We start from the raw sequence: 23765 nt of genomic DNA, 5'->3' as shown, positions 1-23765 counted from the left end.
TTCCGATCTGCCGATTCCGCGCCGTTCCGAGGACGGGCACCCCCCGGCCCGGCCCCGACCCACCCGCACGCGCACCCCGCACCCCCCACCGACCCGCACAGGCCGCCGCAGGCACAACCCGCACCCCCCGCCACCCGCACAGGCCGCCGCAGGCACCCACCCGCCACGAACCGCCGGAGGCACCCCGCAGAGCAGAACGAACTACGCCCCCGCCGGCTGCCGCACGTTCTCCCGGACCCAGTCCACGATCGACGTGGTCGTCGCTCCCGGAGTGAAGATCTCTGCGACGCCCTTCTCCTTCAGCAGCGGAATGTCCGCCTCGGGGATGATCCCCCCGCCGAAGACGAGGATGTCCGCCGCGTCCCGCTCCCTGAGCAGTTCGATCACGGCAGCGAAGAGCGTGTTGTGCGCCCCGGAGAGGATGGACAGCCCGATCGCATCGGCGTCCTCCTGAATCGCGGTGTCGACGATCTGCTCAGGCGTCTGGTGGAGCCCGGTGTAGATGACCTCCATACCGGCGTCGCGCAGGGCCCGCGCGATCACCTTCGCCCCGCGATCGTGGCCGTCGAGCCCCGGCTTGGCCACGACCACGCGGATCGGACCGGCTGCCACACCCATCACTGCCTCCATGAAGCGACTACATCATCCGTACCGACAAGTACCGCGCCAAAAACCCGGTGCAGGACGGCCTCACGGCACGGGCGCCCCGCACCACGCCGTCCGAGGAAGTGAACGAACGTTATCTCCAGCATCCCGCAACCGGCAGTTTCGCGGCGGATACCGAGGGGGAAATCACACGGTGGGACACGCGTCACGGAGAGCCGCACTCGCCGATCACGCCCGGGGACGCAGGCAACCGCAGCCTCGACATGCGCTCACACCTGCCCCGCATCACACTCAGGTATCACAGTCCCCGCAAACATCGTCGATCGCTTGTGTCGCAGCTCTCCACGAGGGCACACGGGGGACAAGGCGTTCCTCCGCGTGCCGACAGGAGGTCGGCCATGAAGGTCACCAGGGCAGTACACACCTTTCTCCCCTTCCTCCCGCTCTGCCGGCGCCTCCTGCCGGGCCTGCCAGGCCTCCCCGCTCTCGCCGCCCTGCCGGGCCTCACCACCCTGCCGGGCCTGACCGCGCTCCCCAGGCTCACAGCCCTCCCAGGGCTCACCGTCCTGCCTGGACTCTCCTTCTCTGCCCTCTCCGGCCTGTCCGGCCTCTCCCTCTCCCGTCTCTCCCCCCTCCCCCTCCTCTCGGCACTGCCGATCCTCCCGATCCTGCCGATCTCGCCGAACAGGCTCCCGGGGATCTCCCTGGCCCTGCTGAAGGCCACCGCCCTGGAGGCGGCGATCCTCGCGGGACACGTCCTCCTCTACCCCGTGGGCATCGCCCAGGAGCGCCTGACCGCTGCACCCGCCCACGACCCCGCCAAGCCCCTCACGCCCACGCACCCCGCCTCCGCCTCGGTCCCGAACCCGGCCGGCCCAGCCGCAGCCGACGCCACAGCCACGGCCGAAGCGACCGCCACCCCGAGGCTCCCCACCCCGCCCGGCCTCCCCCACCCCCCGGTCGTCCTGCTGCACGGCTTCATCGACAACCGCTCCGTCTTCGTCCTCCTGCGCCGCAACCTCACCCAGCACGGACGTGAGCACGTCATCTCGCTCAATTACTCACCGCTGACCTGCGACATACGCACCGCAGCGGAGCTGCTCGGCCGCCATCTCACGGAGATCTGCGACCGCACGAACAGCGAGCACGTCGACATCGTCGGACACAGCCTCGGCGGACTGATCGCGCGCTACTACGCGCAGCGCCTCGGCGGTGACCACCGCATCCGCACCCTCGTCACCCTGGGCACCCCGCACTCCGGCACACGCGTGGCGCCCCTGGCGAACGCGCACCCCATCGTGCGCCAGATGCGCCCCGGCTCCCCCGTGATCGAGGAGCTGGCCCGCCCCGCCCCCGGATGCCGCACACAGTTCGTGAGCTTCTGGAGCGATCTGGACCAGGTGATGGACCCCCTGGAGTCGGCCTGCCTCCACCACCCCGACCTGAACGCACAGAACGTGCAGGTCACGGGCATCGGACACCTCGCCCTCCCGGTACACCCCGCCGTCGCCACCGGAATTCGCCAGGCTCTGGACGAAGCCGCCGCACCGCACGGCAACGCGCCGGCGACGGGCGCAGCACGGGCCACAGCCCAGCGCCCGCACCCCGACGACCTCACCGTCGCCTGACACCCGCTTGACACCCACTTGACCCCCGCTCCGCTCGAACAAATTTCGAACATAGGGCCAAGCCCGCGTCCACGCTCCCCCAAATCACGGCCGATTGCCCGTTTCCTGCAGGCACGAAACCTGCCGAAGATTGTCGTGCCCGCGTACCGCCGGGTACAGTCGCCGCACTGCTCTGGCAGCCCTTGTTGTCGAGGCGAAAGAGAAGTTGGTGAACGACCGTCACCCGTCGGGGACCATGGCGACCTCGGCCTCGGCTTCGGACGCCGTCACCGCGCACTACGGCGCGTACGGCACCCCGGAAGCCCAGTACGGCGACTTCACCACCATCGGCGGCCACGACGCCACCGGTTTTGCCACCGGCGCCCCCACCCCCGCGTCCTTCGACGCCGATCCGCTCTTCGGAACCCTCCCGGGCCAGCACACCGGCACGTACGACACCACCGCCGCCTCGTACGGCACGACGGCCTCGTACGACACCACCGGCTCGTCCACCGGCTCGTACGACGCGTCCCAGTGGCCCACCGGTTCCCACCAGTCCCTGAGCTACGACGTCTACGCGGCCCAGCACCACACCGGCACCTACGACACTGCCACCTACGACACCGGCGCCTACGAGACCGGCTCGTACGAGACGGCCGCCTGGACCGCCGGGTACCAGCAGGTGCCCATCCCCGCGCAGGCCACCGGCCCCGAGACCTCGGGCCAGTGGGACGCCACCGCATGGCTCCAGCCGGACCAGTCCGGCAACGCGGCAGACCGGACGCAGCAGTGGGACTGGTCCGCGCAGACGCACGACACCGGCGCCTTCGACGCAACCCAGTGGAACCCGGACGGCACCCTCGCCCAGGAGATCCCCCACCCCCGCGACGAAGAGCCCCCCGGCACCGGCGATCTCCCCGCCCACGAGCACCACACCGACGGCTCGCACACCGACGAATCCCACGCTCCCCACCACGACGAGCTCCACACCGGCGCCCTCACCCCCGATGGCCTCGGCGCCCCCGACGAGCTCCCGTCCACCACCGGCCCGTTCCTTCTGGACGGCCAGGAAGAGCCGCTGCCGGCCACGGACCTCACCCCCGCCTCCGAGCCCACCGCCCGGACCGTCTCCCGCACCCCGTCCCGCTCCCGCTCCCGTCGCCGCCAGCCCGCGAAGCGCTCCGCGCTGCTGACCATCGCGGTCCCCTCGGCCTGCGTGGTGGGCGTGGCCGGAATCGCCGCCGCCTCCGTCGGCACCCTGACCGGCGGTGACGAGACGACGGACGCCGCCGCGTCCACGCCTGAGACACCGCAGGTGAAACCATCCGCCGCCAACAACAAGCTGGACACCCAGCTCGCGAGCCTCTCCGCCGGTGCCAACGACTTCGCCGACCGGGCCAGCCGCACCCAGGAGCGCATCGACCTCAAGGCTCAGCAGGCGGCGGAGAAGAAGCGGGCCGCCGAGGAGGCGGCGCGCAAGGAGCGTCTGCGCCCCAAGTTCGCGCTGCCCGTCGCACGGCACGGACTCAGCGCCTACTACGGCCAGTCCGGCATCAACTGGATGTCGGTGCACACGGGCATCGACTTCCCCGTCTCGTACGGCACGACGGTGATGGCCGCGACCGACGGCACGGTCCGGACCCAGTACAACAGCGCGTACGGGAACATGATGATCGTGACCGCGAAGGACGGCACGGAGACCTGGTACTGCCACCTCTCCAGCTACCGCGTGCCCTCCGGTACGACCGTGAAGGCCGGCGACCCGATCGCGTACTCCGGGAACTCGGGCAACTCGACGGGACCGCATCTCCACTTCGAGGTGCGGCCGGGCGGCGGGTCCCCGCTGGACCCGCTGGCGTGGCTGCGCAGCCACGGCCTCAACCCGACCTGAGCGCCACCGCCCGCGGCTCCCCCTCCCCGGCCGGCCCCAGCGGCCCTTACAGCTTCTCCACCGGCGCGTACCGCAGCAGCAGCCGCTTCGGCTTGGTGTCGCCGAAGTCGATCGTCGCCTCGGCGTTCGCCCCCGTGCCCTTCACCGCGACGACGGTCCCCAGTCCGAACTGGTCGTGGGTGACCCGGTCGCCGACCGCCAGCGCGACCGCCGGCTTCTCGCCTGCGCGGCGGGTGGCGAAGCCGGACCCGCCCGACGCCGACGAACGGGACCGGGACGACGACAGCGAGGCGGTCACTCCCGACACCGGGCCGGTGGACCGGGGAGTCGCGCTCGCGCCCGTACGCTTCCACGCCAGGTGGGCGACCGGAATCTCCTCCAGGAAGCGCGAGGGCGGGTTGTACGACGGCTGTCCCCAGGCGCTGCGCATCGTCGACCGCGTCAGGTACAGCCGCTCACGCGCGCGCGTGATCCCGACGTATGCCAGCCGCCGCTCCTCCTCCAGCTCCTTGGCCTGGCCGAGGGCGCGCATATGCGGGAAGACGCCGTCCTCCATGCCGGTCAGGAAGACCGCCGGGAACTCCAGGCCCTTGGCGGTGTGCAGCGTCATCAGGGTGACGACGCCGTCGCCCTCCTCCTCGTCGGGGATCTGGTCGGAGTCGGCCACCAGGGCGACCTGCTCGAGGAAGTCGGCCAGGGTGCCGGCCTCGTCCTCGCCGCGCTCCTGTTCGAACTCCAGGGCGACGGCGGCGAGTTCCTGGAGGTTCTCGATCCGGGTCTCGTCCTGGGGGTCGGTGGACGCCTGCAGCTCGGCGAGGTAGCCGGTGCGTTCGAGTACGGCTTCCAGCACGGTCGCCGGCCCGGCACCGGACTCGACGATCGTACGGAGGTCCTCCATCAGGGTGTTGAACCGCTTCACGGCGTTCGCGGACCGCGCGGCCATGCCGTACGCCTCGTCGACCCGCTTGAGCGCCTGCGGGAAGCTGATCTTCTCCCGCTGGGACAGCGCGTCGACCATGGCCTCCGCGCGGTCACCGATGCCCCGCTTGGGCACGTTCAGAATGCGCCGCAGCGGGACGGAGTCCTCGGGATTGGCCAGCACCCGCAGATAGGCCAGGACGTCCCGGACCTCCTTGCGCTCGTAGAAGCGGACGCCGCCGACGACCTTGTAGGGCAGGCCGACGCGGATGAAGACCTCCTCGAAGACCCGGGACTGGGCGTTGGTGCGGTAGAAGACGGCGACATCGCCGGCCTTCGCCTCGCCCGCGTCCGTGAGGCGGTCGATCTCGTCGGCGACGAACTGGGCCTCGTCGTGCTCGGTGTCGGCGACGTACCCGGTGATCTGCGCGCCGGCGCCCTGGTTGGTCCACAGGTTCTTCGGCCGCCGGGACTCGTTGCGCTCGATGACGGCGTTGGCGGCGCTGAGGATGGTCTGGGTGGAGCGGTAGTTCTGCTCCAGCAGGATCGTGGTCGCATCCGGGTAGTCCTCCTCGAACTGGAGGATGTTGCGGATGGTCGCGCCGCGGAAGGCGTAGATCGACTGGTCGGCGTCGCCCACCACGCACAGCTCGGCGGGCGGGATGTCGCCCTCGCCCGGCGGCACGTCCTCGTCGTACGCGCCGGTGCCGACCAGCTCCCGCACCAGGGCGTACTGGGCGTGGTTGGTGTCCTGGTACTCGTCGACCAGGACGTGTCGGAAGCGGCGGCGGTAGTGCTCGGCGACGTCCGGGAAGGCACGGAGCAGGTTGACCGTGGTCATGATCAGGTCGTCGAAGTCGAGGGCGTTGGCCTCCCGCAGCCGCGACTGGTACAGGGCGTACGCCTGAGCGAGGGTCTTCTCGAAGCCGTCCATCGCCTGGGCGGCGAAGTCCTCCTCGTCGATCAGCTCGTTCTTCAGGTTGGAGACCTTGGCGCTGAAGGACTTCGGCGGGAACCGCTTCGGATCGAGGTCCAGGTCGCGGCAGACCAGGGCCATCAGACGCTTGGAGTCGGCGGCGTCGTAGATCGAGAACGACGAGGTGAAGCCGAGCTTCCTGGACTCCCGGCGCAGGATGCGCACGCAGGCGCTGTGGAAGGTCATCACCCACATCGCGTTGGCGCGCGGGCCGACGAGCTGCTCGACGCGCTCCTTCATCTCACCCGCGGCCTTGTTGGTGAAGGTGATCGCGAGGATCTGGCCCGGGTGGACGCTCCGCTCGGCCAGCAGATGGGCGATGCGGTGGGTGAGGACGCGGGTCTTGCCGGACCCGGCACCGGCCACGATGAGCAGCGGGGAGCCGGAGTGCACGACGGCGGCGCGCTGGTTGTCGTTGAGCCCTTCCAGGAGCGCGGCGGGGTCCACCACCGGGCGCGGGGCGCCGTTGCGGTAGTACGGGTCCCGGTCCCGCGGCGTGTCGAACTTCCCGCCGAACAGATCGTCCGGGATCGACTCCGGAGCATGATCGTCCTCGGGCGGAGGCGGGGGTTCCTCCTCATGGCCGCGGGGGGCGTGGAGGCTCGCCAGGAAGCTGTCGTCAAAGAGGCTGCTCATCGCTCTCCGAGTCTAGGGCGCCCCACCGACAACCGGTTCCCGCCCCGGGAAATGGCCCGAAGCCCTCGGTCGGCGGCGCGGCGCCCCCGGGCGGCACGACGGACGGGCACAGCCACGGCACGGCATGTCACTCATCGTGAATCCCTGATTCCAGGTCACGAAAATGTATCGGGCATATCACCCACCAACCTTCACAGGTGCCACACGAGTTGGCTACGGTGCGGACAGGCCGTACGACCCCCACCGGCGAACGTCGCCGGGCCGCACGGCCTCCGCCGAGTCCGGCGCGTCCGCACGGCGTCCGGAGCCGGGGACCCGACCGAACCATGGGGTGAGTCGGCCCACACGCCCTCCCGGGCAGGCCCAGACCGGGGCCCGCCCCCGGGGCACGCCTCCTGGGGCAGGGCCGTAGGGCAACCTTCCGGACCACAACGCCCGAACCCTCCCCCGGAGCCTGATCGGCCCGGGGACACCCCCACCGCGGCCCCGGCAGGCGGAGCACGGAAGGAGTCGCCTCCCTTGGCGTCGCACCGCAAGTCGCGTCCCACGGGTACGCGCGTAGCAGGCATACGGACCCCCGCCCTCGCCACGGCGGCCCTCACCTCCGTCGCCCTGCTGTCGCAGTCGGCCAACGCCGCCCCCGCCGCTCCGTCGACCGACGGCAATCCGAGCCTCGAAGAGGTCGAGAAGAAGGTCGACGAGCTGTACCGCCAGGCGGAGTCGGCGACCGAGAAGTACAACGCGGCCAAGGAGAAGACCGCGAACCAGCGCAAGCGGGTCGACACCCTCCTCGACGACGTCGCCGAGCGCACGCAGAGCCTCAACGAGGCGCGCGAGGAGCTGGGTTCCTTCGCCGCCGCCCAGTACCGCACAGGCTCCGCCGTCCCCGGCACCGCGACGTTCCTGCTCGCCGACAGCCCGCAGGACTACTTCGACCAGGACCAGCTGATGGGCCGGCTCACCGGCCGCCAGAAGGCCGCGGTCGACGACTACGTCACGCAGCAGTCGGAGACGATGGAGAAGCGCCGCGAGGCCACCGAGAGCCTCGAGACGCTCACCGACACCCAGAACGACCTGAAGACGGCCAAGGCCACCGTCCAGAAGAAGCTCGGCACCGCGCGCGAACTGCTGTCGAAGCTGACCGCGGAGGAGAGGGCGCGGCTCGCGGCGATCGAGAAGAAGAAGCAGGAGGAGGCTGCCCGCAAGGCCGCGGAACTGGCCCGGCAGCAGGCCGAGGAGCGGGAGCGGCAGGAGCAGGCCGCCCAGCAGCAGGAGGACGGCTCCTCCGGCGCGGGTTCGGGAGGCACCGGGCCGGGCACCGGCACCGGCTCGTCCACCTCACCGTCCGCGCCGGACGCGTCGTACGGCACCAAGGCCGAGAAGGCGCTCGCCTTCGCCCGCGCCCAGATCGGCAAGCCGTACGTCTGGGGCGCCACCGGCCCCGGCTCCTACGACTGCTCCGGCCTCACCCAGGCCGCCTGGAAGGCGGCGGGCGTGACGCTGCCGCGCACCACCTACGACCAGGTCGACGCGGGCACCACGGTGCCGCTCTCCCAGGCGCAGGCGGGCGACCTGGTCTTCTTCTACGACGACGTCACCCATGTCGGCATCTACATCGGCAACGGCATGATGATCCACGCGCCGAAGCCCGGCACCTACGTCCGCGAGGAGTCCGTGTACTACGACGGGGAGTCCTCGATCCACAGCGTGGTACGGCCGGCCTGACCGCCCCGTGCCGCGGACGGGCCGCCCGGGCCTGAAGCCGGACCGGTCAGGCCGGCTGCAGGACCGGTCAGGCCGGCTGCAGGACCGGTCAGACCGGCTGCAGGACCGGTCAGGTCCACAGCACCGCGATGAAGACGTTCGCCACGGTCAGCAGCCCCACCAGCCCGAAGAGGCCCTTGTCCACCTTCTCGTCGTCCCGTTTCACATAGACGAGTCCGAGGATCACGATCAGCAGGGCAAGCTTCACACCGATCTTGATGTTGTCGACCGGCTGGTCGTCGGCCTGGTTCAGACCGACCAGGATCACTCCGGTGACCAGCATCGTCAGCGCCCCGTGCAGCATGGCCGGGGTGTAGCGGGCGGTGCCCTCGCCCATCGCCTTCATCTGAGTGAGGAAGCCGCCGAGCAGCGACGCGATGCCGATGATGTGCAGGCCGACGAAGAGGTGGATGAGTACGTCCATGGCCCGGAGCCTAGTCAGCGCCCCCAGGGCGTCCGGAACCGGCCCAGGGGGCGCACCGACGCCCGCAGCACTGCCGCGTGCAGGGGTGATGCAGCCGCGATGCATATATGCGCGCCCTAGCACTGCCTCCTCGTCCCCGTCCCGCCTTCCGACACATCGGTCATCACCCTGAGTGAAGACGACGGTCCGGGACGGCGATCTCGGTCGCATACGGTCACCGCCGGTCCCCTGTCGTCACTTCCGCACATCGCGTCACCGGCGCGGCGCGGTCGGGTCTAGCGTCCTGCAGCAGGTGCCCGGCTCCCCACCGCCGCCCGGGCCAGGGGCGGCAGTCGGCACCACCGCCAAAGGGTCCGGTGGTGGTCCCTCCCTCTGTGCAGGGCTGCCACCGGACGCGCGGACCGCCGGTCCGCAGTCCTACGGAAGGACGGGTGAGTCCTGGTGGCAGCGCACCGCAAACCCCGGCAACGCACGGCCGGCGGCGGCTCGGCCCGTACCGCCGCCACACTCGCCCTCGCGGGGGCCGCGACCGCGACCGGCCTGGACGGCGCCGGGCACGCCGCTCCCGACGCGACGCCGGAGCAGGTCAGGGCCAGAGTGGACCAGCTGTACCAGGAGGCGGAGGTCGCCACCGAGAAGTACAACGGCGCGAAGGAGAAGGCGGACGCCGCCGAACGGCGGCTGGAGAACCTGCGCGACGAGGTCGCCCGCAAGGAGGACCGCCTCAACACCGCGCGCGAGGCGCTCGGTTCGGTCGCGGCCGCGCAGTACCGCAGCGGCGGTCTCGACCCTGCCGTCCAGCTGGCGCTCTCCTCGGACCCCGACGAGTACCTCGACTCCGCCGCGTTCGTGGAACGGGCGGGCGTGCGCCGGACCGCGGCCGTCGGACAGGTCCGCAAGCAGCTCCGGGAGGTCGAGCAGCTCCGCGGCGCCGCACGGGTCGAACTGGCCTCGCTGAAGTCCCGGCAGGAGGAACTGCACAAGCACCGCAGGACGATCACCACCAAGCTCGACGAGGCGCGCCGGCTGCTCTCCCGGCTGACCGCAGAGGAACGCGCACGCATCGGCGCGGCCCCGGACCGCGCCTCCCGGTCGGCGGACGCCCGGGAGGATCTGGCGGCCTCCGCCACCGCGCAGGCACCCAGCTCCCGCGCCGCGGCCGCCGTCGCCTACGCGTACGACAAGCTCGGCAGCCCCTATGTGTGGGGCGCGACCGGGCCCGACGCCTTCGACTGCTCGGGCCTGATCCAGGCCGCCTACCGCTCCGCGGGCGTCGCCCTGCCCCGCACGACCTACTCCCAGATCGACGCCGGCCGCCGCATCACCCGCTCCGAACTGCGCCCGGGCGACCTGGTGTTCTTCTACTCCGGCATCAGCCACGTCGGCATCTACGTGGGCAACGGCCAGATGATCCACGCCCCGAACCCGTCGGCCCCGGTTCGCCTGGCCCCGGTCGACCAGATGCCCTTCGCCGGCGCCACGCGGGTGGTGTGACCGGCCCCGGTCAGACCAGTCGGCGGGCCGTCGCCCAGCGGGTCAGTTCGTGGCGGTTGGACAGCTGCAGCTTGCGCAGCACCGCGGAGACATGGGACTCGACCGTCTTGACCGAGATGTACAGCTGCTTGGCGATCTCCTTGTAAGCGTAGCCGCGCGCGATGAGGCGCAGGACCTCCCGCTCCCGCTGGGTGAGGCGGTCGAGGTCCTCGTCGACGGGTGGGGCGTCGGTGGAGGCGAAGGCGTCCAGGACGAAGCCGGCCAGCCGCGGGGAGAAGACGGCGTCGCCCTCCTGGACCCGGAAGACGGAGTCGACGAGGTCCGTGCCCGTGATCGTCTTGGTGACGTAGCCGCGGGCGCCGCCGCGGATCACGCCGATGACGTCCTCCGCCGCGTCCGACACGGACAGGGCGAGGAACCGCACCGGCTGCTCGGTGTCGGCCATCAATGCGGCGCAACGGCGGAGTACCTCGACACCGCCGCCGCCCGGGAGGTGCACGTCGAGCAGGACTACCTCGGGCCGGGTCGCGGTGATCACGGTGACCGCCTGGTCGACGTCGGCGGCCTCTCCGACCACCTCGACGCCGGTCTGCGCGGTCTGGCCGATCTCGGCCTGGACGCCGGTGCGGAACATCCGGTGGTCGTCGACGAGGACCACGCGCACATGCCGGCCGGCCGCCTCCGTGGGTCCGGCCGTTCCGTTCGCCTCGGTCGGGTCGCTCATGACGTGTTCTCCGCCCTCTCCATCTCCAGCTCGACCTCCGTGCCGCCGCCGGGCACCGCGCGCAGCCGCGCCGTGCCGCCGTTGCGCTCCATGCGGCCGATGATCGATTCTCTGACACCCATCCGGTCGGCGGGTATCGAGTCGAGGTCGAAGCCGGGGCCGCGGTCCCGTACGGACACGAAGACCGTACTGCCCTCGACCTCGGCGTAGACCTGTACGGCGCCGCCCTCGCCACCGTACTTGGCGGCGTTCACCATCGCCTCGCGTGCGGCCTGCATCTGCGCCCCGGTCCTCTCGTCGAGCGGGCAGTCACCGACGACCACGACCTCTATGGGGACGCCGTGCTTGTCCTCGATCTCGGCGGCATTGCGCCGGACGGCGTCGGCGAGGGTGGTGGGCTCGTCCTCCTCGTCCTTGCCGTTGCCCTCCGGCTTGTAGAGCCAGGAGCGCAGGTCGCGCTCCTGGGCGCGGGCCAGGCGGCGGACCTCGCCGGGGCTCTCGGCGTTGCGCTGGATCAGGGTCAGGGTGTGCAGCACGGAGTCGTGGACATGGGCGGCGACCTCGGCGCGCTCCTGGGCGCGGATGCGCATCAGCCGCTCCTCGGAGAGGTCCTGCGTCATGCGGACCAGATACGGGCCGGCCAGGAGCGTTATCCCGACGAGGACCGCGAGGGCCGCCTGGAGGACCGAGCCCAGGTGAGCGGCGGAGCCCTGGAGCACGAAGATGCCGGTGACACCGGCCGTGACGAGCAGCACGCCGACCACGGCGCGCAGCAGCGTCACCGTGCGCCGGTGCCGGCCGACCTCGGCCCAGCGGGCCCGGCGGGCGTTGTCCGCCTGCCGCCAGACCAGGGCGACACCCGCGCCGACGAGCACGGTCGGCCAGAGATAGGCCCGCGCACCGCCGCCGAGGTTGACGTTGCCCACGAACACCATGGCGACGACGACCATGAGGAGCAGCGCGACGATCTGCCCCTTGTCCGGCTTGCGGGCGACGAGTCTGCGGCGGCCGTCCGGCGCGGTGTCCGTGGTGACCAGGGACGGCGGCTTCTGTGCCTCGACACCGCCGACGCCGAGCGGCACGAAGAACCAGAACGCCGCGTACAGCAGGGCGCCGAGTCCGTCGGCCATGAAGAGGCCGACGAACGCCAGCCGCACCCAGACCACGGGCAGCCCGAGATGCCCGGCCAGCCCCCGCGCCACGCCACCGAGCCAGCGACCGTCGCTGCTGCGGTAGAGCTTGCGCGGAGGCCGCGGTCCGACGAGGGGCGCTGCTGCGGCTTCCGGCATGTCATCGATGGTCACACGGCTGCCCGGGCGGGGGCATCAGGGTCGTCCCCGGAGAATCCCCTGATCCCGCCCGAGGCCCCCTCGAACGCTTCCCCGGCCTCGGCTCAGGGCCGATATCAGGGTCGGACCAGGGTCGCCCCGGCTGCCCCCGCGCCGCCTCGCCCGTCACCATGGAGTCATGACAGATCACGAGCACGCCGCGACGGGTCCGGGACCCGGCTCCGGCCCTCGCCCCCAGCCGGGCGCAGGGCCGCAGGATGCCGCGCCCGCCGCGGATGCCGCACCGGGCGCCGGGTCACCGGGCGCAGTCGGCCCGGACGCCCCCGAGCCGCCCCGCACCCTCCGGCGCGACCGGTCGCACAAGCTGCTCGCGGGCGTGTGCGCGGGGCTGGGGCGGCAGTTCGACATGGACCCGGTGATCTTCCGGATCACGCTGGCGGTGCTCTCCGCGACCGGCGGCATCGGCCTGATCTTCTACGGCTTCGCCTGGCTCGTCGTCCCGCTCGACGACGAGGAGGAGAACGAGGTCCGCAAACTGCTGACCGGCCGGGTCGACGGCCAGGCTCTGGCGGCCGTGCTCTTCGCCCTGGTCGGCTGCGGTGTCTTCCTGACCATGCTGAACAACGGCGGGGTCCTCACCTTCGCCGTCGTCCTCTCCCTCCTGCTGGCCGGCGCCGGCTACTGGTCCCGGCGGCGCGGTGTCCCGGGTCCCGACCCGCTCGCCGCGCAGGCCGCCGCCGACGCCCCGCCGGAGGCCCAGGCGCCGCCGGTGCCCGCCGCCCACCCCTCCTGGTGGCGGGACCCCATCGTCAAGGACGGCACCCATGTCGGTGGCACCGGATATCTGTGGGGCCCGCCCGACCCCCACGCCCGGGACATCGCGGCGGCGGTGAACATCGCGAACGGCGGCGGCCGCGAGTGGCCCGAGACGCAGCACCCCCGGCCGGCCGGACCGCGCGGGCCCCGCTGGATCGGCGGCTGGGTCTTCCTCCTCGCCCTGCTCGCCGGCGGCCTCGGCACCGGGCTGACCTGGGGCGATCACCCCCTGGGCACCAGCCTGCAGGCCGGTCTGGCCGCGGCCCTCGCCGTGTTCGGTCTGGGCCTCGCCGTCAGCGCGTTCCTGGGCCGGCTGGGAGGTGGCACCATCGTGCTGTCGGTCGTCACGGCGGCCCTGCTGGCCGGCTCGGCAGCGCTGCCCAAGGACATCGGCACCGAGTGGACGGAGCCGACGTGGAGACCCGCGGCGCTGACGGAGGTACGGGAGCAGTACGACGTCGGCGCGGGCGACGGCACGCTGGACCTGTCCCGGCTGGAGGTGCCCGCGGGCGAGACCGTGAGCACCCGGGCCGACGTGGGCATGGGCCGCATCCAGGTGATCGTCCCGCAGGACGTGACCGTGCGGCTGAGCGTCGAGGTCGGAGTGGGCGACATCCAACTGCCGGGCGACGACACGGGCGACGTGGACGTGGCCCCGGGCAGACACCAGGAGCTGACCCTGCCCCCGGCCGGGGGCGGCGAGGACACCGGGACGCTCGACCTGGATCTGCAGGTGGGCCTGGGACAGGCGGAGGTGACCCGTGCTGCGTCATGAGTTCCAGCCCGGACGGCTGGTCGCCGGAGCCTTCCTGGCCCTGGCGGGCGTCGTCTACGCCGGAGATGCGGGCGGGCTGTGGGAGACGCCCTGGTTCGCGGTCATCCCCATGGTCGTCGGCGGCCTCTGCCTGGCCGGCGCGGCGGCGGTGCTGAACCGGTCGGTACGCCGGCGACACCGGGCCGCATCCCGCCGGGACCCCGACGAACCGCGCTCCGGCATCCCGGCCTGACACCGGGCGGCCACCCCGGGTGGGCGGCCGGCGAATGGCGGCAGAGCTGCCCGCGGGCGGCTCGCGGCAGCAGGCAGCTCGCACACGGACGGGCAGGAACGCCCCGGCGGTTCCGTCGCCGACTCAACCGGACGGTGCGACCGGGGACCACATGCCGAGCCACTGCTCGGCGCCCCAGGCCTCGAACCGCTCCACCTCGGTGAACCCCAGCTTCGCCGCGAGGCGCATCGAGCCGACGTTGGCGGTCTGGGTGGTGAGCACCACCGGCTCGCCGGGAAGCGCGCCGGTGAGCCAGCCGAGTGCCGCCGTGCAGGCCTCGGCGGCGTACCCGAATCCCCACGCCCGCGGCAGGAACAGGTAGCCGAGATCGGCCTTCCCCGCGGCAGCCGGGCGACGGTGCCCCGTTGCTCTCCTGAGCAGGATCTGACCGATCACCGCCCCGTCGAGATCAACGACGAAGCTTCCGGGCCACTGCTCGGGCACCCTGGGCATCTCGCGCTCGAGCTGGTCACGCGGCCGGGGGCCGCCGAGATAGGTGTGCACCTCTGGCGAGGTGAGCAGCTCGATGAAGGCCACACGGTCCCGGCCCTCGGACTCGCGGAGCACGAGCCGCTCGGTCCTGATCGGCTCGGGCGGCCAGGCCACGGGCCCCAGATCTTCCATCCGCGCACGCCAACAGGTGGTCAGATCAGCCGAACGGGAAGCGCTCGACTCCATCTGGATCCGACCCTCGAGCAGCACCCGGAAGCAGCCCCGGACCAGTCACCACGCCCCTGCCCGTCCCCGCCGCCGGCCCCTGATCGCGGCATCCAGCGACCAGTAGGGGGCTCCGGCGAGCACAAGGGGCAGCCAGGCCATCAGATAGGGGAGATCATTGCCGTAGTAGTACGGATCGGAGGCCCAGCTCACGGTCAGCCAGAGGCTGAGTGAGATCAGCGCACCGCCGACGGCCGCGAGGCGGGCGAGCAGCCCGATCAGGGTGCCGATGCCGACCGCCAGCTCGCCCAGGGCGATGGCGTAGCCGAAGCCGACCGGGCTCTCCAGTGCGAGGTCGACGAGTGCCGGGACGGCGGAGGAGTCACGCACGGCCCGCATCATCTCGCCGATGGACCCGGCACCCGAGTCCTGCATGAAGGCGCTGTCGGTGAGTTTGTCCAGTCCGGCGTAGATGAAGGTGACGCCGAGGAAGATCCGGAGGGGGAGCAGCGCGTAGCGGGTGGCGGTGTCGCGCCAGCCGCCGGGTCCGAACGTCTGCGTGTCCGTACGAATGCCGTGCGTCATGCCTGCCAGCCGCCTCTCGCCCACGCGTGCGGAGCCCTCCACAGACATACGTACGACGGGAGCGGCGTGCTCAATCCTGTGGTCGGCTTTTTCCGCCCGCCCAGGCGCTCCGGACGACCACGGAGCTCTGCTGCTGCAGGGCCTGCTTCGGAAGTCCGTTGCCGACGGACGCAGCGGACGAAGCCGCCGGCGAAGCCGCCGGCGAAGCCGCCGGCGAAGCCGCCGGCGAAGCCGCCGAGGCATTCGCGACCCTGACGGAGTCACTGCGAACCGGCGATGACCCGGTCGCCGCGTACCAGGCGGTGGCCGAGGAGCCGGCCGATGTCCGCTACGTCACGTACGGCGCCGCGGACGCGCCGGGGATGGCCTACGGCCGTCTTCGTCGAGGTCCGTCGGTCCCGCACGAGCAAGCGGGGCGCGGACGGCCGGGTCCTGCGCCGAGCCGACGGCAAGGTGCTCAAGGGCCCGGATACCGGCCGCCGGCCGCCGGGCCCTCGGCGACGTCGTCGGACGACCGACGGCCGGTATTCACGTCGTGGATGCGCCACCCGCCGCGCGGCGGAACCTGGTCGCCAGGCGATCGAACGCCACCGCGAGCTCGTCTCCGTCGATCACCTCGATGTCGACGTCGAGCTGGGCCATCCACAGCGCGAGCCGGTCCGGGGCGTCGGAACCCAGCTCGACCCGGCACGTGGACTCGTCGACCACCTCGATATCGACCGGGATGGGGATCTTCGCGGCGACCTTGGCGGCGGGAGCATGCACGAGTACCCGGGCGCGATACTTCCAGGCCGCCTTGCTGACGCGTCGGACGACGTACTCGACGACATCGTCCTCCGGGATCACGCGCGGCTGGAACCGCGCACCCGTCGGTGCGTGCGGAACCATGCGGTCGACGCGGAAGACCCGCCAGTCGTCACGGTCGAGATCCCACGCGAGCAGGTACCAGAGCGGTCCCCAGCTCACCAGCCGTCGCGGTTCGGTGTGGCGGGCCCTTTCGCTGCCCCCGGGCTTCGTGTATCCGAACCGGAGCCGTTCGTGGCCGCGGATCGCGGCGGCGACCGCGCCGAGAACCGAGAGATCGAGCGGCGGTTCAGCACCTGGAACGACGCTCGTCGCCTCGCGTACCGCCTCGACACGCCGACGCAGGCGCGAGGGCAGCACCTGCTCCAGCTTCGCGAGCGCGGTGAGCGACGTCTCTTCGACTCCGAGCCTTCGGGTCGCGGCCACGCCCAGTCCGACCGCGACGGCGACGGCCTCGTCGTCGTCGAGCAGCAGTGGGGGCATCGCCGTCCCGGCGGCCAGCCGGTACCCGCCCGCGACGCCGGGGCGCGCGTCCACGGGATAGCCGAGGGACCGCAGCTTGCCGATGTCGGCGCGCACGGTCCTCGTGCTCACATCGAGCCGGGCGGCGAGCTCCGAGCTCGTCCAGTCGCGCTTGAGCTGGAGCAATGACAGCAGTTCGAGCAGGCGGACGGAGGTCTCCAACATGTTCTCCATCATCCCGGCAATCGCGGAAGCGAACCTGCCGCAATTGCTGGGAACGTCGATGCCATGAACGAGAACAACGCACTCACACCGTTCCGCATCGACATCCCGCAGGCCGACATCGACGACCTGCGTGACCGGCTGGCACACACGCGCTGGCCGATCCCCGTGCCGGGCCGGGACGATCGCACCGACTTCAGCCGCGGCATCCCCGTGGTGTACCTGAAGGAGCTCGCCGAGTACTGGCACGACGGGTTCGACTGGCGTGCGCAGGAGGCGAAGCTCAACGAGTACGAACAGTTCACGACGGTCGTCAACGGCCAGACGTTCCACGTCGTGCACGTGCGGTCGACGAACCCGGAGGCCGCCGCGCTGATCCTGAACCACGGCTGGCCGGGTTCGTTCGTCGAGTACCAGCGACTCATCCCGCTGCTGACCGACGAGTTCCACGTGGTCGTCCCGTCGCTGCCCGGCTTCGGGTTCTCCACCCCGCTGTCGGGGACCGGCTGGGAGCTGGCGCGGACGACGGAGGCCTACGCCGAGATCATGACGCGTCTGGGCTACGAGAGGTTCGCGGCCCACGGCACCGACATCGGTGCGGGCACCATCGGCCGCCTCGCTGCGCTCTGCCCGGAGCGCGTCATCGGCACGCACTTCGGCAGCGACCCCCGGTGGCTCGGGTTGATCGGCGACAGGTTCCCCTACCCCGAGGGTCTGTCCGATGACGAGACCGCCCAGCTCGAGGCCGTGCGCACCGAGGACGCGACCGATCGCGGGTATCTCCTGATGCAGAACCACCGTCCGGACACGATCGGCGCGGCGCTCACCGACTCACCGGTCGGTCAGCTCGCGTGGATCGCCGAGAAGTTCAGGACCAGGGCCGGCGGCGCCTACCGGACGCCGGACGAGACGGTCGACCGCGACCAGCTCCTCACCAACATCAGCCTGTACTGGTTCACCCGCAGCGGCGCCACGAGCGCGCAGTTCTACTACGAGAACGAGCACTCCGGGCTCGACTTGGTCATGGGTTCCGGCGTGCCGTCCGGATGGGCCGTGTTCGACACCCACCCGCTCATGCGCCGGGTGCTGGACCCGGGGAAGACGATCGGCCACTGGAGCGAGTTCACCGAGGGCGGTCACTTCCCGGCGATGGAGGAGACGGAACTGCTCGCGGACGACATCCGCACCTTCTTCCGCGGCCTGTCCTGACTCCGCGTCGGGGCCCGCGGGCCGCTGAGACCCGTTCAAGGCCCGGCCGGTCCGGCGCCTGGCAGGATCTCGTCGACCTCGAACCCGGCGACGTTCAGCGACGCCTCGACCTCGTCCCGCACCGCAGACGCCCGGGACGGCCGCTGCTGAAGGGCGAGGAAAGGGACAACGGGCAGCATCGCAAGTCCGCGCCCGCGTCGAGCACACCTTGTCCTGCATGAAGAACTAAAAGATCCTCTGCGGCTGCCGGCAAGCGACGACGGCCTCCACCAGGCCGTCCAGGCCGTCGCCCGCAGGCACGACCTCGCCCTCGCTGCATGATCACGCAGGTCCGAGCATCGCTCCGACCTGCGTGATCACGGCCTTGTGCAGCACCCTTCAGTCGGTCACCTCGACCACGCACCGGTTCGACTCCACGCCCGCCGCGGTCACCACCTGCACCACCACCTGCCCCGGTTCCACATCCGCCGGGACCGGCACCGTCAGCAGCGTGTCCGTCGGGTTGCTGAAGCCGCCCGCGACCGGCACCAGCGGCACCTGGACATGGACGGAACCGATCCGGACGACCATGCGGGCCAGCAGCTCGGCCCGCTGGGCCCCCGGCGGCACGAATCCGGCGCCGCGGATCTCCAGGTCGTCCCCGGTCCGGATCGGGGCGTCCAGGTCGCCGGCCTCGCGCGCCCGCACCACGGAAAGGATCACCGGCCGCCCGCCGTCCGCGTACTTCCCCGCGAGATACGTCGCCGCCGAGACCAGCACCACCACCGCCAGTCCCCACGGGAGATCCGGCAGCTGCTGCGGCCGCACCGCCAGCCGCACCGCCACGAAGACCAGGGCGACCGCGCTGACCACCACGTACTGGATGTCGGTGAAGGCCCCTCTTCCCGCGTCGTCGGTGAGCAGGTCCGCCGCCCGGGGCCGCTCCGCCCGCAGCTTCTGCAGCCGCTGCCCCAGCACCCGCAGCACGACCACCCGCCGCACCAGGACCGCGATCCCGCACACCACCGCGAGCACCGTCACCAGCCCGGCCCCGCGGCCGAGCTCCAGTCCGGCGACCAGGGCGTCCCGCTCCTCGTGCGCGGACGCCACCGCCAGCTGCCCGGCCAGCACGAGCACCGCGTACCCGATGAACACCACCCAGGCCGCGGCGACCGTGCGCGAGGTGGACAGCCGGTTGTCCTCGCCGATGACCGGGGCCAGCACCCCGCCGCGCGCCCGGTGGAACCACGACGCCGCGGTCAGCACCCCGGCCACCACCAGCGCCGCCACCAGCCCGGCACCGCGCGCCGCGGTCCAGCCACCGCCGATCGCGGTGAGCGCCTGGACGAGCAGCAGCAGGACCACCACCGCCCACACCGCACCGGCCGTACGCCGCCACAGCCGGGCGAGCCACGCGGTCCCCTCAGCCCGGCCGCACTCGGCGACGAGCCCGGCGGACTGGGCGAGCTCCTCGGACACCCACTGCCGGGAGGCGGAGGGCGAGTGGGCCACCGCCGCCGGCACCCCCTGCCCGGCCGCGAACTCGTCCCGCTTCAGCAGGAACCGGGCGACCGCGCGCCGGTGGCCCTCGCGGGCCCCGCATGCGCATTCCGGGCGGTCCCCGCAGAGGTCCGCGCCACCGTGTCCCGCCTCCTGCACCGCCACGCCGGACTCCCGCCTTCCGCCCCGCACCGCACCGTGCGGCTGCACGCCTGACTCGCCCATGACGATGTCGAATTGTGCCCTACCGGACCCTGTCCGCGTCCGCCGCCCCCGTCCCCCTCTGCCCGGCACGAGTGACACCCGGTCCACCGTGTTGACCCGGCGGCGAGAGACCCGTTGCGAGGGTCCGTCACGGGAGCTCGTTCAGCTCAGCAGGTCCGGTTCGCTGCGGCTGACGTCCTGCCACAGCGGCTGGTAGTTGATCCAGGCCACGATGTCCCCGCCGAGCTGTTCGCGGGTCGCCACCGCCGCCTTGTGGTCGATCAGCACCGGCCGGCCCGCCGCCCGCGCGGTCAGCTGCACCTGGCAGGACCGTTCCATCGACAGGAACCACCAGGCCGCGGCGTCCACCGAGTCGCCGACGGTCAGCAGGCCGTGGTTGCGCAGCACGAGGGCCTTGCGGGAACCGAGCGCGGCGGCGATGCGCCGCCCCTCCTCCGTGTCCACCGCGACGCCGGTATAGGCGTCGTACAGGGCATGGTCCTCGTAGAAGGCGCAGCTCTCCTGGGTGATCGGGTCGAGGAGTCCGCCGAGGGCGGCGAGGGCGCGCCCGTGCACCGAGTGGCAGTGCGCGACGGCGACGACGTCGGGGCGGGCGGCGTGTACCTGGGAGTGCACGGTGAAGGCGGCCTGGTTGACGTGGTAGCGCCCGTCGACGACCTGGCCGCCGGAGTTGGCCAGCACCAGGTCGCCGACCGTGACGTGCTGGAAGGGCATGCCGAACGGGTTGACCCAGAAGCAGTCGGTGAACTCGGGGTCGCGGGCGGTGATGTGCCCGGAGACCCCGTCCTCCAGGCCGTACCGTCCGAAGATCCGGAGTGCGCCGGCGAGCCGTTCCTTGCGGTGCCGCCGTTCGTCCTCGACCGAGTCGTGCATCGGCGGCATCGCGAACTGCAGCCTGTCGGTGGGCAGCGGCGGGGGCGGAGTGGCCCCGGGCGTCCCGTGCATGTGTCCTCCGGCGCTGGGGTGCTGTACGGGTCGGAAGTTACCGTCGGTGCGTCCGCCCCGGCAGCGTCCATTGTGCAAAGGATGACCCGGAGGGCCGCACCGGCGTCAGAAACGCGCGATACCCGACAGAGGGTGTCCGGTATCGGCGGGATACTCGCCGTATGACAGTGAGCCGTACGACAGCGAACTGGGCCGCCTTCACCGCCGCGGAACCGGATCTGGCCGCGACCGTCGAGGCGCGCTTCGGCGCGTATCCGCACCATGTCCTGGCGACCCTGCGCAGCGACGGCTCCCCCCGGACCACGGGCCTGGAGGTGCGCTTCTCCCGCGGCGAGCTGTGGCTGGGCATGATGCCGGACTCGCGCAAGGCCCTGGATCTGCGCGGGGACGCGCGCTTCGCGCTCCAGGCGAACCCCGGCGACGGCACCGGCATGGGCGGTGGCGACGTACGGATCGCGGGACGGGCGATCGAGGTGGCGGACCCGGAGACGAAGGCCGCGTACGGCGAAGAGGTGGAACCGCCGGAGCCGTTCCACCTCTTCCGCACCGAGCTGACGGAGGTCGTCCGGACCTACGTCGAGGACGACACGTATCTGGTCGTCCAGGTGTGGAGGCCCGGCGAGGCCGTGCGCACGATCAAGCGCACGTAGCGGGCCGGGCGCCCCCGCGGGGGCTCACTCCCACTCGATCGTCCCCGGCGGCTTGCTGGTCACGTCCAGGACGACGCGGTTGACGTCCTTGACCTCGTTGGTGATCCGGGTCGAGATCCGGCTGAGCACCTCGTAGGGCAGCCGGGACCAGTCGGCCGTCATGGCGTCCTCGCTGGAGACCGGGCGCAGCACGATCGGGTGGCCGTAGGTCCGGCCGTCGCCCTGGACGCCGACGGAGCGGACGTCCGCGAGCAGCACCACCGGGCACTGCCAGATCGTGCGGTCGAGGCCGGCCGCGGTCAGCTCCTCGCGGGCGATGGCATCGGCCTCGCGGAGCAGGTCGAGCCGCTCCCCGGTGACCTCGCCGACGATCCGGATGCCGAGGCCCGGGCCCGGGAACGGCTGGCGCTGGACGATCTCCTCCGGCAGGCCCAGTTCCTGGCCGACCATGCGGACCTCGTCCTTGAACAGCTTGCGCAGCGGTTCGATCAGCCGGAACTCCAGGTCCTCGGGGAGTCCGCCGACATTGTGGTGCGACTTGATGTTGGCGGTGCCGGTGCCGCCGCCGGACTCGACCACGTCGGGGTACAGGGTGCCCTGGACGAGGAACTCCACGGCCGGACCCTGGTCGGCGATGATCTCGGCCTGGGCCTGCTCGAAGACCCGGATGAACTCCCGGCCGATGATCTTCCGCTTCTCCTCGGGGTCGGAGACCCCCTTGAGCGCGGCCAGGAACCGCTCGCTGGCGTCCACGACCTTCAGCTGGACGCCGGTCGCGGCCACGAAGTCCTTCTCGACCTGCTCGGTCTCACCCTTGCGCATCAGCCCGTGGTCGACGTAGACGCAGGTGAGCTGGGAGCCGATGGCCTTCTGGACCAGGGCGGCGGCGACCGCGGAGTCCACACCGCCGGACAGCCCGCAGATGGCGCGCCGGTCGCCGACCTGGGCGCGGATCGCGGCGACCTGCTCCTCGATCACGTTGCCGGTGGTCCAGTCCGGGGTCAGGCCCGCGCCGCGGTAGAGGAAGTGCTCCAGTACCTGCTGCCCGTGGGTGGAGTGCATCACCTCGGGGTGGTACTGGACGCCGTACAGCTTCAGGTCGTCGTTCTCGAAGGCGGCGACCGGGACGACGTCCGTGGAGGCCGTGACCGTGAAACCCGCGGGGGCCGCGGAGCAGGCGTCGCCGTGCGACATCCACACGGCCTGTTCGGCCGGGGTGCCCTCGAAGAGGGTGGAGGACGGGCGGGAGACCGCCAGGTCGGTACGGCCGTACTCGCGGGCTCCGGTGTTGTCGACCGTGCCGCCGAGGGACTGCGCCATCAGCTGGAAGCCGTAGCACATGCCGAAGACGGGGACGCCCGCCTCGAACAGGGAGCGGTCGACGGTCGGGGCGCCGGGCTCGTACACCGACGAGGGGCCGCCGGAGAGGATGATCGCCGCCGGGTTCCTGGCGAGCATCTCCTCGACCGGCGTGGTGCTCGGCACGATCTCGCTGTAGACCCGCGCCTCGCGGACGCGACGGGCGATGAGCTGGGCGTACTGCGCGCCGAAGTCGACGACCAGGACGGTGTCGGGGGCGGCGCTGGCAGCGTGGGTCGCTGATGACACGGGGTGCCTTCCGGCGGTGGGGCGGGGTCTTGTGCTTCCTGATTCTACCGAGAGGACGGTGCGGGACGTCCCGCCCTGCACCCCGTCGGCAACCAGCCCTCACCCCGCCCCCCGGCGGGCGCCCGGCGGGGGGCGACGTCGTCTCACCATGCGAACCGGCTTGGACGCCGTCGGCCCCCACGGCATACTGACCCCATGCTCACGCACCAGACCTTCGTCTTTACCTATGGCGACCGGCCCGCCGGCTGCCATGGTCGTGCTGCTTGAGCAACTGACAAGCGACTTCCCAGGCGCCCCGGGCCGATACGGTCCGGGGCGCCTGGCGTTTCACGGACCGTGTCGCTCCGGGGCAGCCACCGCCCACCACGAGGAGCCCCCGACATGACCGCCACCACCGCCCCCGCTTCCGCCGCCGAGCGGACCGGCGCCCGCACCACCGAGGCCGCCGGCGTGATCACCGGCGCCCGGGAACGCATCGATGCCCTCGACGACCGCATCATCGGTCTGATCCAGGAGCGGATGGCCGTCTCCGCGGTGATCCAGGAGGCCCGGATCACCTCCGGCGGCCGGCGCGTGAACCTCTCCCGGGAGATGGAGGTCCTCGACCACTACCGTGAGGCGCTGGGCAAGCCCGGCACCGCGCTGGCCATGACGCTGCTCGAACTGTGCCGCGGTCGCATCTGAGTTCGGAAGCCCTCTCACCCGTACGGCGCGTGACCGGCCGCCGG

At 71.8% G+C, this 23765-nt stretch carries 21 protein-coding genes and 1 pseudogene; 10 read left to right on the top strand and 12 right to left on the bottom strand.

The window, feature by feature from the left end; translation table 11 throughout:
- Nucleotides 1–201: 201 nt before the first annotated feature.
- Nucleotides 202–618 carry a cobalamin B12-binding domain-containing protein gene (locus V5O46_RS17455; protein WP_332885526.1) on the bottom strand — a complete coding sequence of 139 codons (417 nt, stop codon included), beginning with the start codon at nt 616–618 and terminating at the stop codon, nt 202–204.
- 386 nt (nt 619–1004) lie between these two features.
- On the opposite strand from V5O46_RS17455, the gene V5O46_RS17450 reads away from it, so the two are divergent.
- Both V5O46_RS17450 and V5O46_RS17445 read left to right on the top strand, forming a co-directional pair.
- Nucleotides 1005–2234, top strand: a complete 1230-nt coding sequence (locus V5O46_RS17450; protein WP_408649011.1) for an esterase/lipase family protein — start codon at nt 1005–1007, stop codon at nt 2232–2234.
- Between the two features lie 208 nt (nt 2235–2442).
- On the top strand, nt 2443–4104 hold the full coding sequence (locus tag V5O46_RS17445) for a M23 family metallopeptidase (RefSeq protein WP_332885517.1): 1662 nt from the start codon (nt 2443–2445) through the stop codon (nt 4102–4104).
- 46 nt (nt 4105–4150) lie between these two features.
- Here V5O46_RS17445 and pcrA read toward each other — a convergent pair whose 3' ends face one another.
- Nucleotides 4151–6634, bottom strand: a complete 2484-nt coding sequence (gene pcrA, locus V5O46_RS17440; protein WP_332885516.1) for a DNA helicase PcrA — start codon at nt 6632–6634, stop codon at nt 4151–4153.
- Nucleotides 6635–7153: 519 nt separating this feature from the next.
- Between pcrA and V5O46_RS17435 the strand changes: the two genes are divergently transcribed.
- Complete coding sequence (locus V5O46_RS17435; protein ID WP_332885515.1) at nt 7154–8359, top strand: C40 family peptidase; 1206 nt, start codon at nt 7154–7156, stop codon at nt 8357–8359.
- A gap of 109 nt (nt 8360–8468) precedes the next feature.
- On the opposite strand, the gene V5O46_RS17430 is transcribed toward V5O46_RS17435, so the two are convergent.
- Nucleotides 8469–8822: a hypothetical protein gene (locus V5O46_RS17430; RefSeq protein ID WP_332885514.1), complete on the bottom strand. Its 354-nt coding sequence runs from the start codon at nt 8820–8822 to the stop codon at nt 8469–8471.
- Between the two features lie 441 nt (nt 8823–9263).
- Between V5O46_RS17430 and V5O46_RS17425 the strand changes: the two genes are divergently transcribed.
- A complete protein-coding gene (locus V5O46_RS17425; RefSeq protein WP_332885513.1) occupies nt 9264–10316 on the top strand; it encodes a C40 family peptidase in 1053 nt (350 codons plus the stop codon).
- Between the two features lie 10 nt (nt 10317–10326).
- Here V5O46_RS17425 and V5O46_RS17420 read toward each other — a convergent pair whose 3' ends face one another.
- Together V5O46_RS17420 and V5O46_RS17415 are read right to left on the bottom strand one after the other, a co-directional pair.
- The gene (locus tag V5O46_RS17420) at nt 10327–11040 is read right to left on the bottom strand and encodes a response regulator transcription factor (protein ID WP_332885512.1); all 714 of its coding nucleotides are present in this window, start codon (nt 11038–11040) and stop codon (nt 10327–10329) included.
- Complete coding sequence (locus V5O46_RS17415; RefSeq protein WP_332885511.1) at nt 11037–12329, bottom strand: ATP-binding protein; 1293 nt, start codon at nt 12327–12329, stop codon at nt 11037–11039. The genes V5O46_RS17420 and V5O46_RS17415 overlap by 4 nt, the downstream gene beginning before the upstream one ends.
- A 178-nt stretch (nt 12330–12507) precedes the next feature.
- On the opposite strand from V5O46_RS17415, the gene V5O46_RS17410 reads away from it, so the two are divergent.
- Together V5O46_RS17410 and V5O46_RS17405 are read left to right on the top strand one after the other, a co-directional pair.
- Nucleotides 12508–13920 (top strand): PspC domain-containing protein, encoded by a 1413-nt coding sequence (locus tag V5O46_RS17410; RefSeq protein WP_332885510.1) that lies wholly within the window; start codon nt 12508–12510, stop codon nt 13918–13920.
- Complete coding sequence (locus V5O46_RS17405) at nt 13907–14152, top strand: hypothetical protein (RefSeq protein WP_332885509.1); 246 nt, start codon at nt 13907–13909, stop codon at nt 14150–14152. Before V5O46_RS17410 ends, V5O46_RS17405 begins: the two co-directional genes overlap by 14 nt.
- 123 nt (nt 14153–14275) lie before the next feature.
- On the opposite strand, the gene V5O46_RS17400 is transcribed toward V5O46_RS17405, so the two are convergent.
- The 3 genes from V5O46_RS17400 to V5O46_RS17390 form a co-directional block, all read right to left on the bottom strand.
- Nucleotides 14276–14815, bottom strand: coding sequence for a GNAT family N-acetyltransferase (locus V5O46_RS17400; RefSeq protein WP_332885508.1), 540 nt, complete (start codon nt 14813–14815; stop codon nt 14276–14278).
- Nucleotides 14816–14914: 99 nt separating this feature from the next.
- Nucleotides 14915–15433 carry a DoxX family protein gene (locus tag V5O46_RS17395; RefSeq protein ID WP_332885507.1) on the bottom strand — a complete coding sequence of 173 codons (519 nt, stop codon included), beginning with the start codon at nt 15431–15433 and terminating at the stop codon, nt 14915–14917.
- Between the two features lie 528 nt (nt 15434–15961).
- Entirely contained in the window at nt 15962–16924 is a 963-nt protein-coding gene (locus tag V5O46_RS17390) for a helix-turn-helix transcriptional regulator (RefSeq protein WP_332885524.1), read from the bottom strand.
- A 63-nt stretch (nt 16925–16987) separates the two neighbouring features.
- Between V5O46_RS17390 and V5O46_RS17385 the strand changes: the two genes are divergently transcribed.
- On the top strand, nt 16988–18130 hold the full coding sequence (locus V5O46_RS17385) for an epoxide hydrolase family protein (protein WP_332885506.1): 1143 nt from the start codon (nt 16988–16990) through the stop codon (nt 18128–18130).
- A gap of 35 nt (nt 18131–18165) precedes the next feature.
- Here V5O46_RS17385 and V5O46_RS17380 read toward each other — a convergent pair whose 3' ends face one another.
- Nucleotides 18166–18309, bottom strand: coding sequence for a hypothetical protein (locus tag V5O46_RS17380; RefSeq protein ID WP_332885527.1), 144 nt, complete (start codon nt 18307–18309; stop codon nt 18166–18168).
- Between V5O46_RS17380 and V5O46_RS17375 the strand changes: the two are divergent.
- Nucleotides 18241–18451 (top strand): annotated as a pseudogene (locus V5O46_RS17375) (IS5/IS1182 family transposase); the annotation flags it as partial. The gene V5O46_RS17380 and the pseudogene V5O46_RS17375 sit on opposite strands and share 69 nt — an antisense overlap.
- A 57-nt stretch (nt 18452–18508) precedes the next feature.
- Here V5O46_RS17375 and V5O46_RS17370 read toward each other — a convergent pair.
- Both V5O46_RS17370 and V5O46_RS17365 read right to left on the bottom strand, forming a co-directional pair.
- Nucleotides 18509–19834 carry a hypothetical protein gene (locus tag V5O46_RS17370; RefSeq protein WP_332885505.1) on the bottom strand — a complete coding sequence of 442 codons (1326 nt, stop codon included), beginning with the start codon at nt 19832–19834 and terminating at the stop codon, nt 18509–18511.
- Nucleotides 19835–19975: 141 nt separating this feature from the next.
- Entirely contained in the window at nt 19976–20779 is an 804-nt protein-coding gene (locus tag V5O46_RS17365) for a class II aldolase/adducin family protein (protein ID WP_332885504.1), read from the bottom strand.
- A gap of 161 nt (nt 20780–20940) precedes the next feature.
- Here V5O46_RS17365 and V5O46_RS17360 point away from each other — a divergent pair, with 161 nt between their 5' ends.
- Complete coding sequence (locus V5O46_RS17360; protein ID WP_332885503.1) at nt 20941–21429, top strand: pyridoxamine 5'-phosphate oxidase family protein; 489 nt, start codon at nt 20941–20943, stop codon at nt 21427–21429.
- Between the two features lie 24 nt (nt 21430–21453).
- On the opposite strand, the gene guaA is transcribed toward V5O46_RS17360, so the two are convergent.
- Entirely contained in the window at nt 21454–23037 is a 1584-nt protein-coding gene (gene guaA, locus V5O46_RS17355) for a glutamine-hydrolyzing GMP synthase (protein ID WP_332885502.1), read from the bottom strand.
- Nucleotides 23038–23418: 381 nt separating this feature from the next.
- Here guaA and V5O46_RS17350 point away from each other — a divergent pair, with 381 nt between their 5' ends.
- On the top strand, nt 23419–23721 hold the full coding sequence (locus V5O46_RS17350; RefSeq protein ID WP_332885501.1) for a chorismate mutase: 303 nt from the start codon (nt 23419–23421) through the stop codon (nt 23719–23721).
- Nucleotides 23722–23765 lie beyond the last annotated feature (44 nt).

It is taken from the genome of Streptomyces poriticola, assembly GCF_036689765.1.
GTDB classification, from domain to species: Bacteria; Actinomycetota; Actinomycetes; order Streptomycetales; family Streptomycetaceae; genus Streptomyces; species Streptomyces poriticola.
This window is presented reverse-complemented; position numbering and strand designations above follow the sequence as displayed.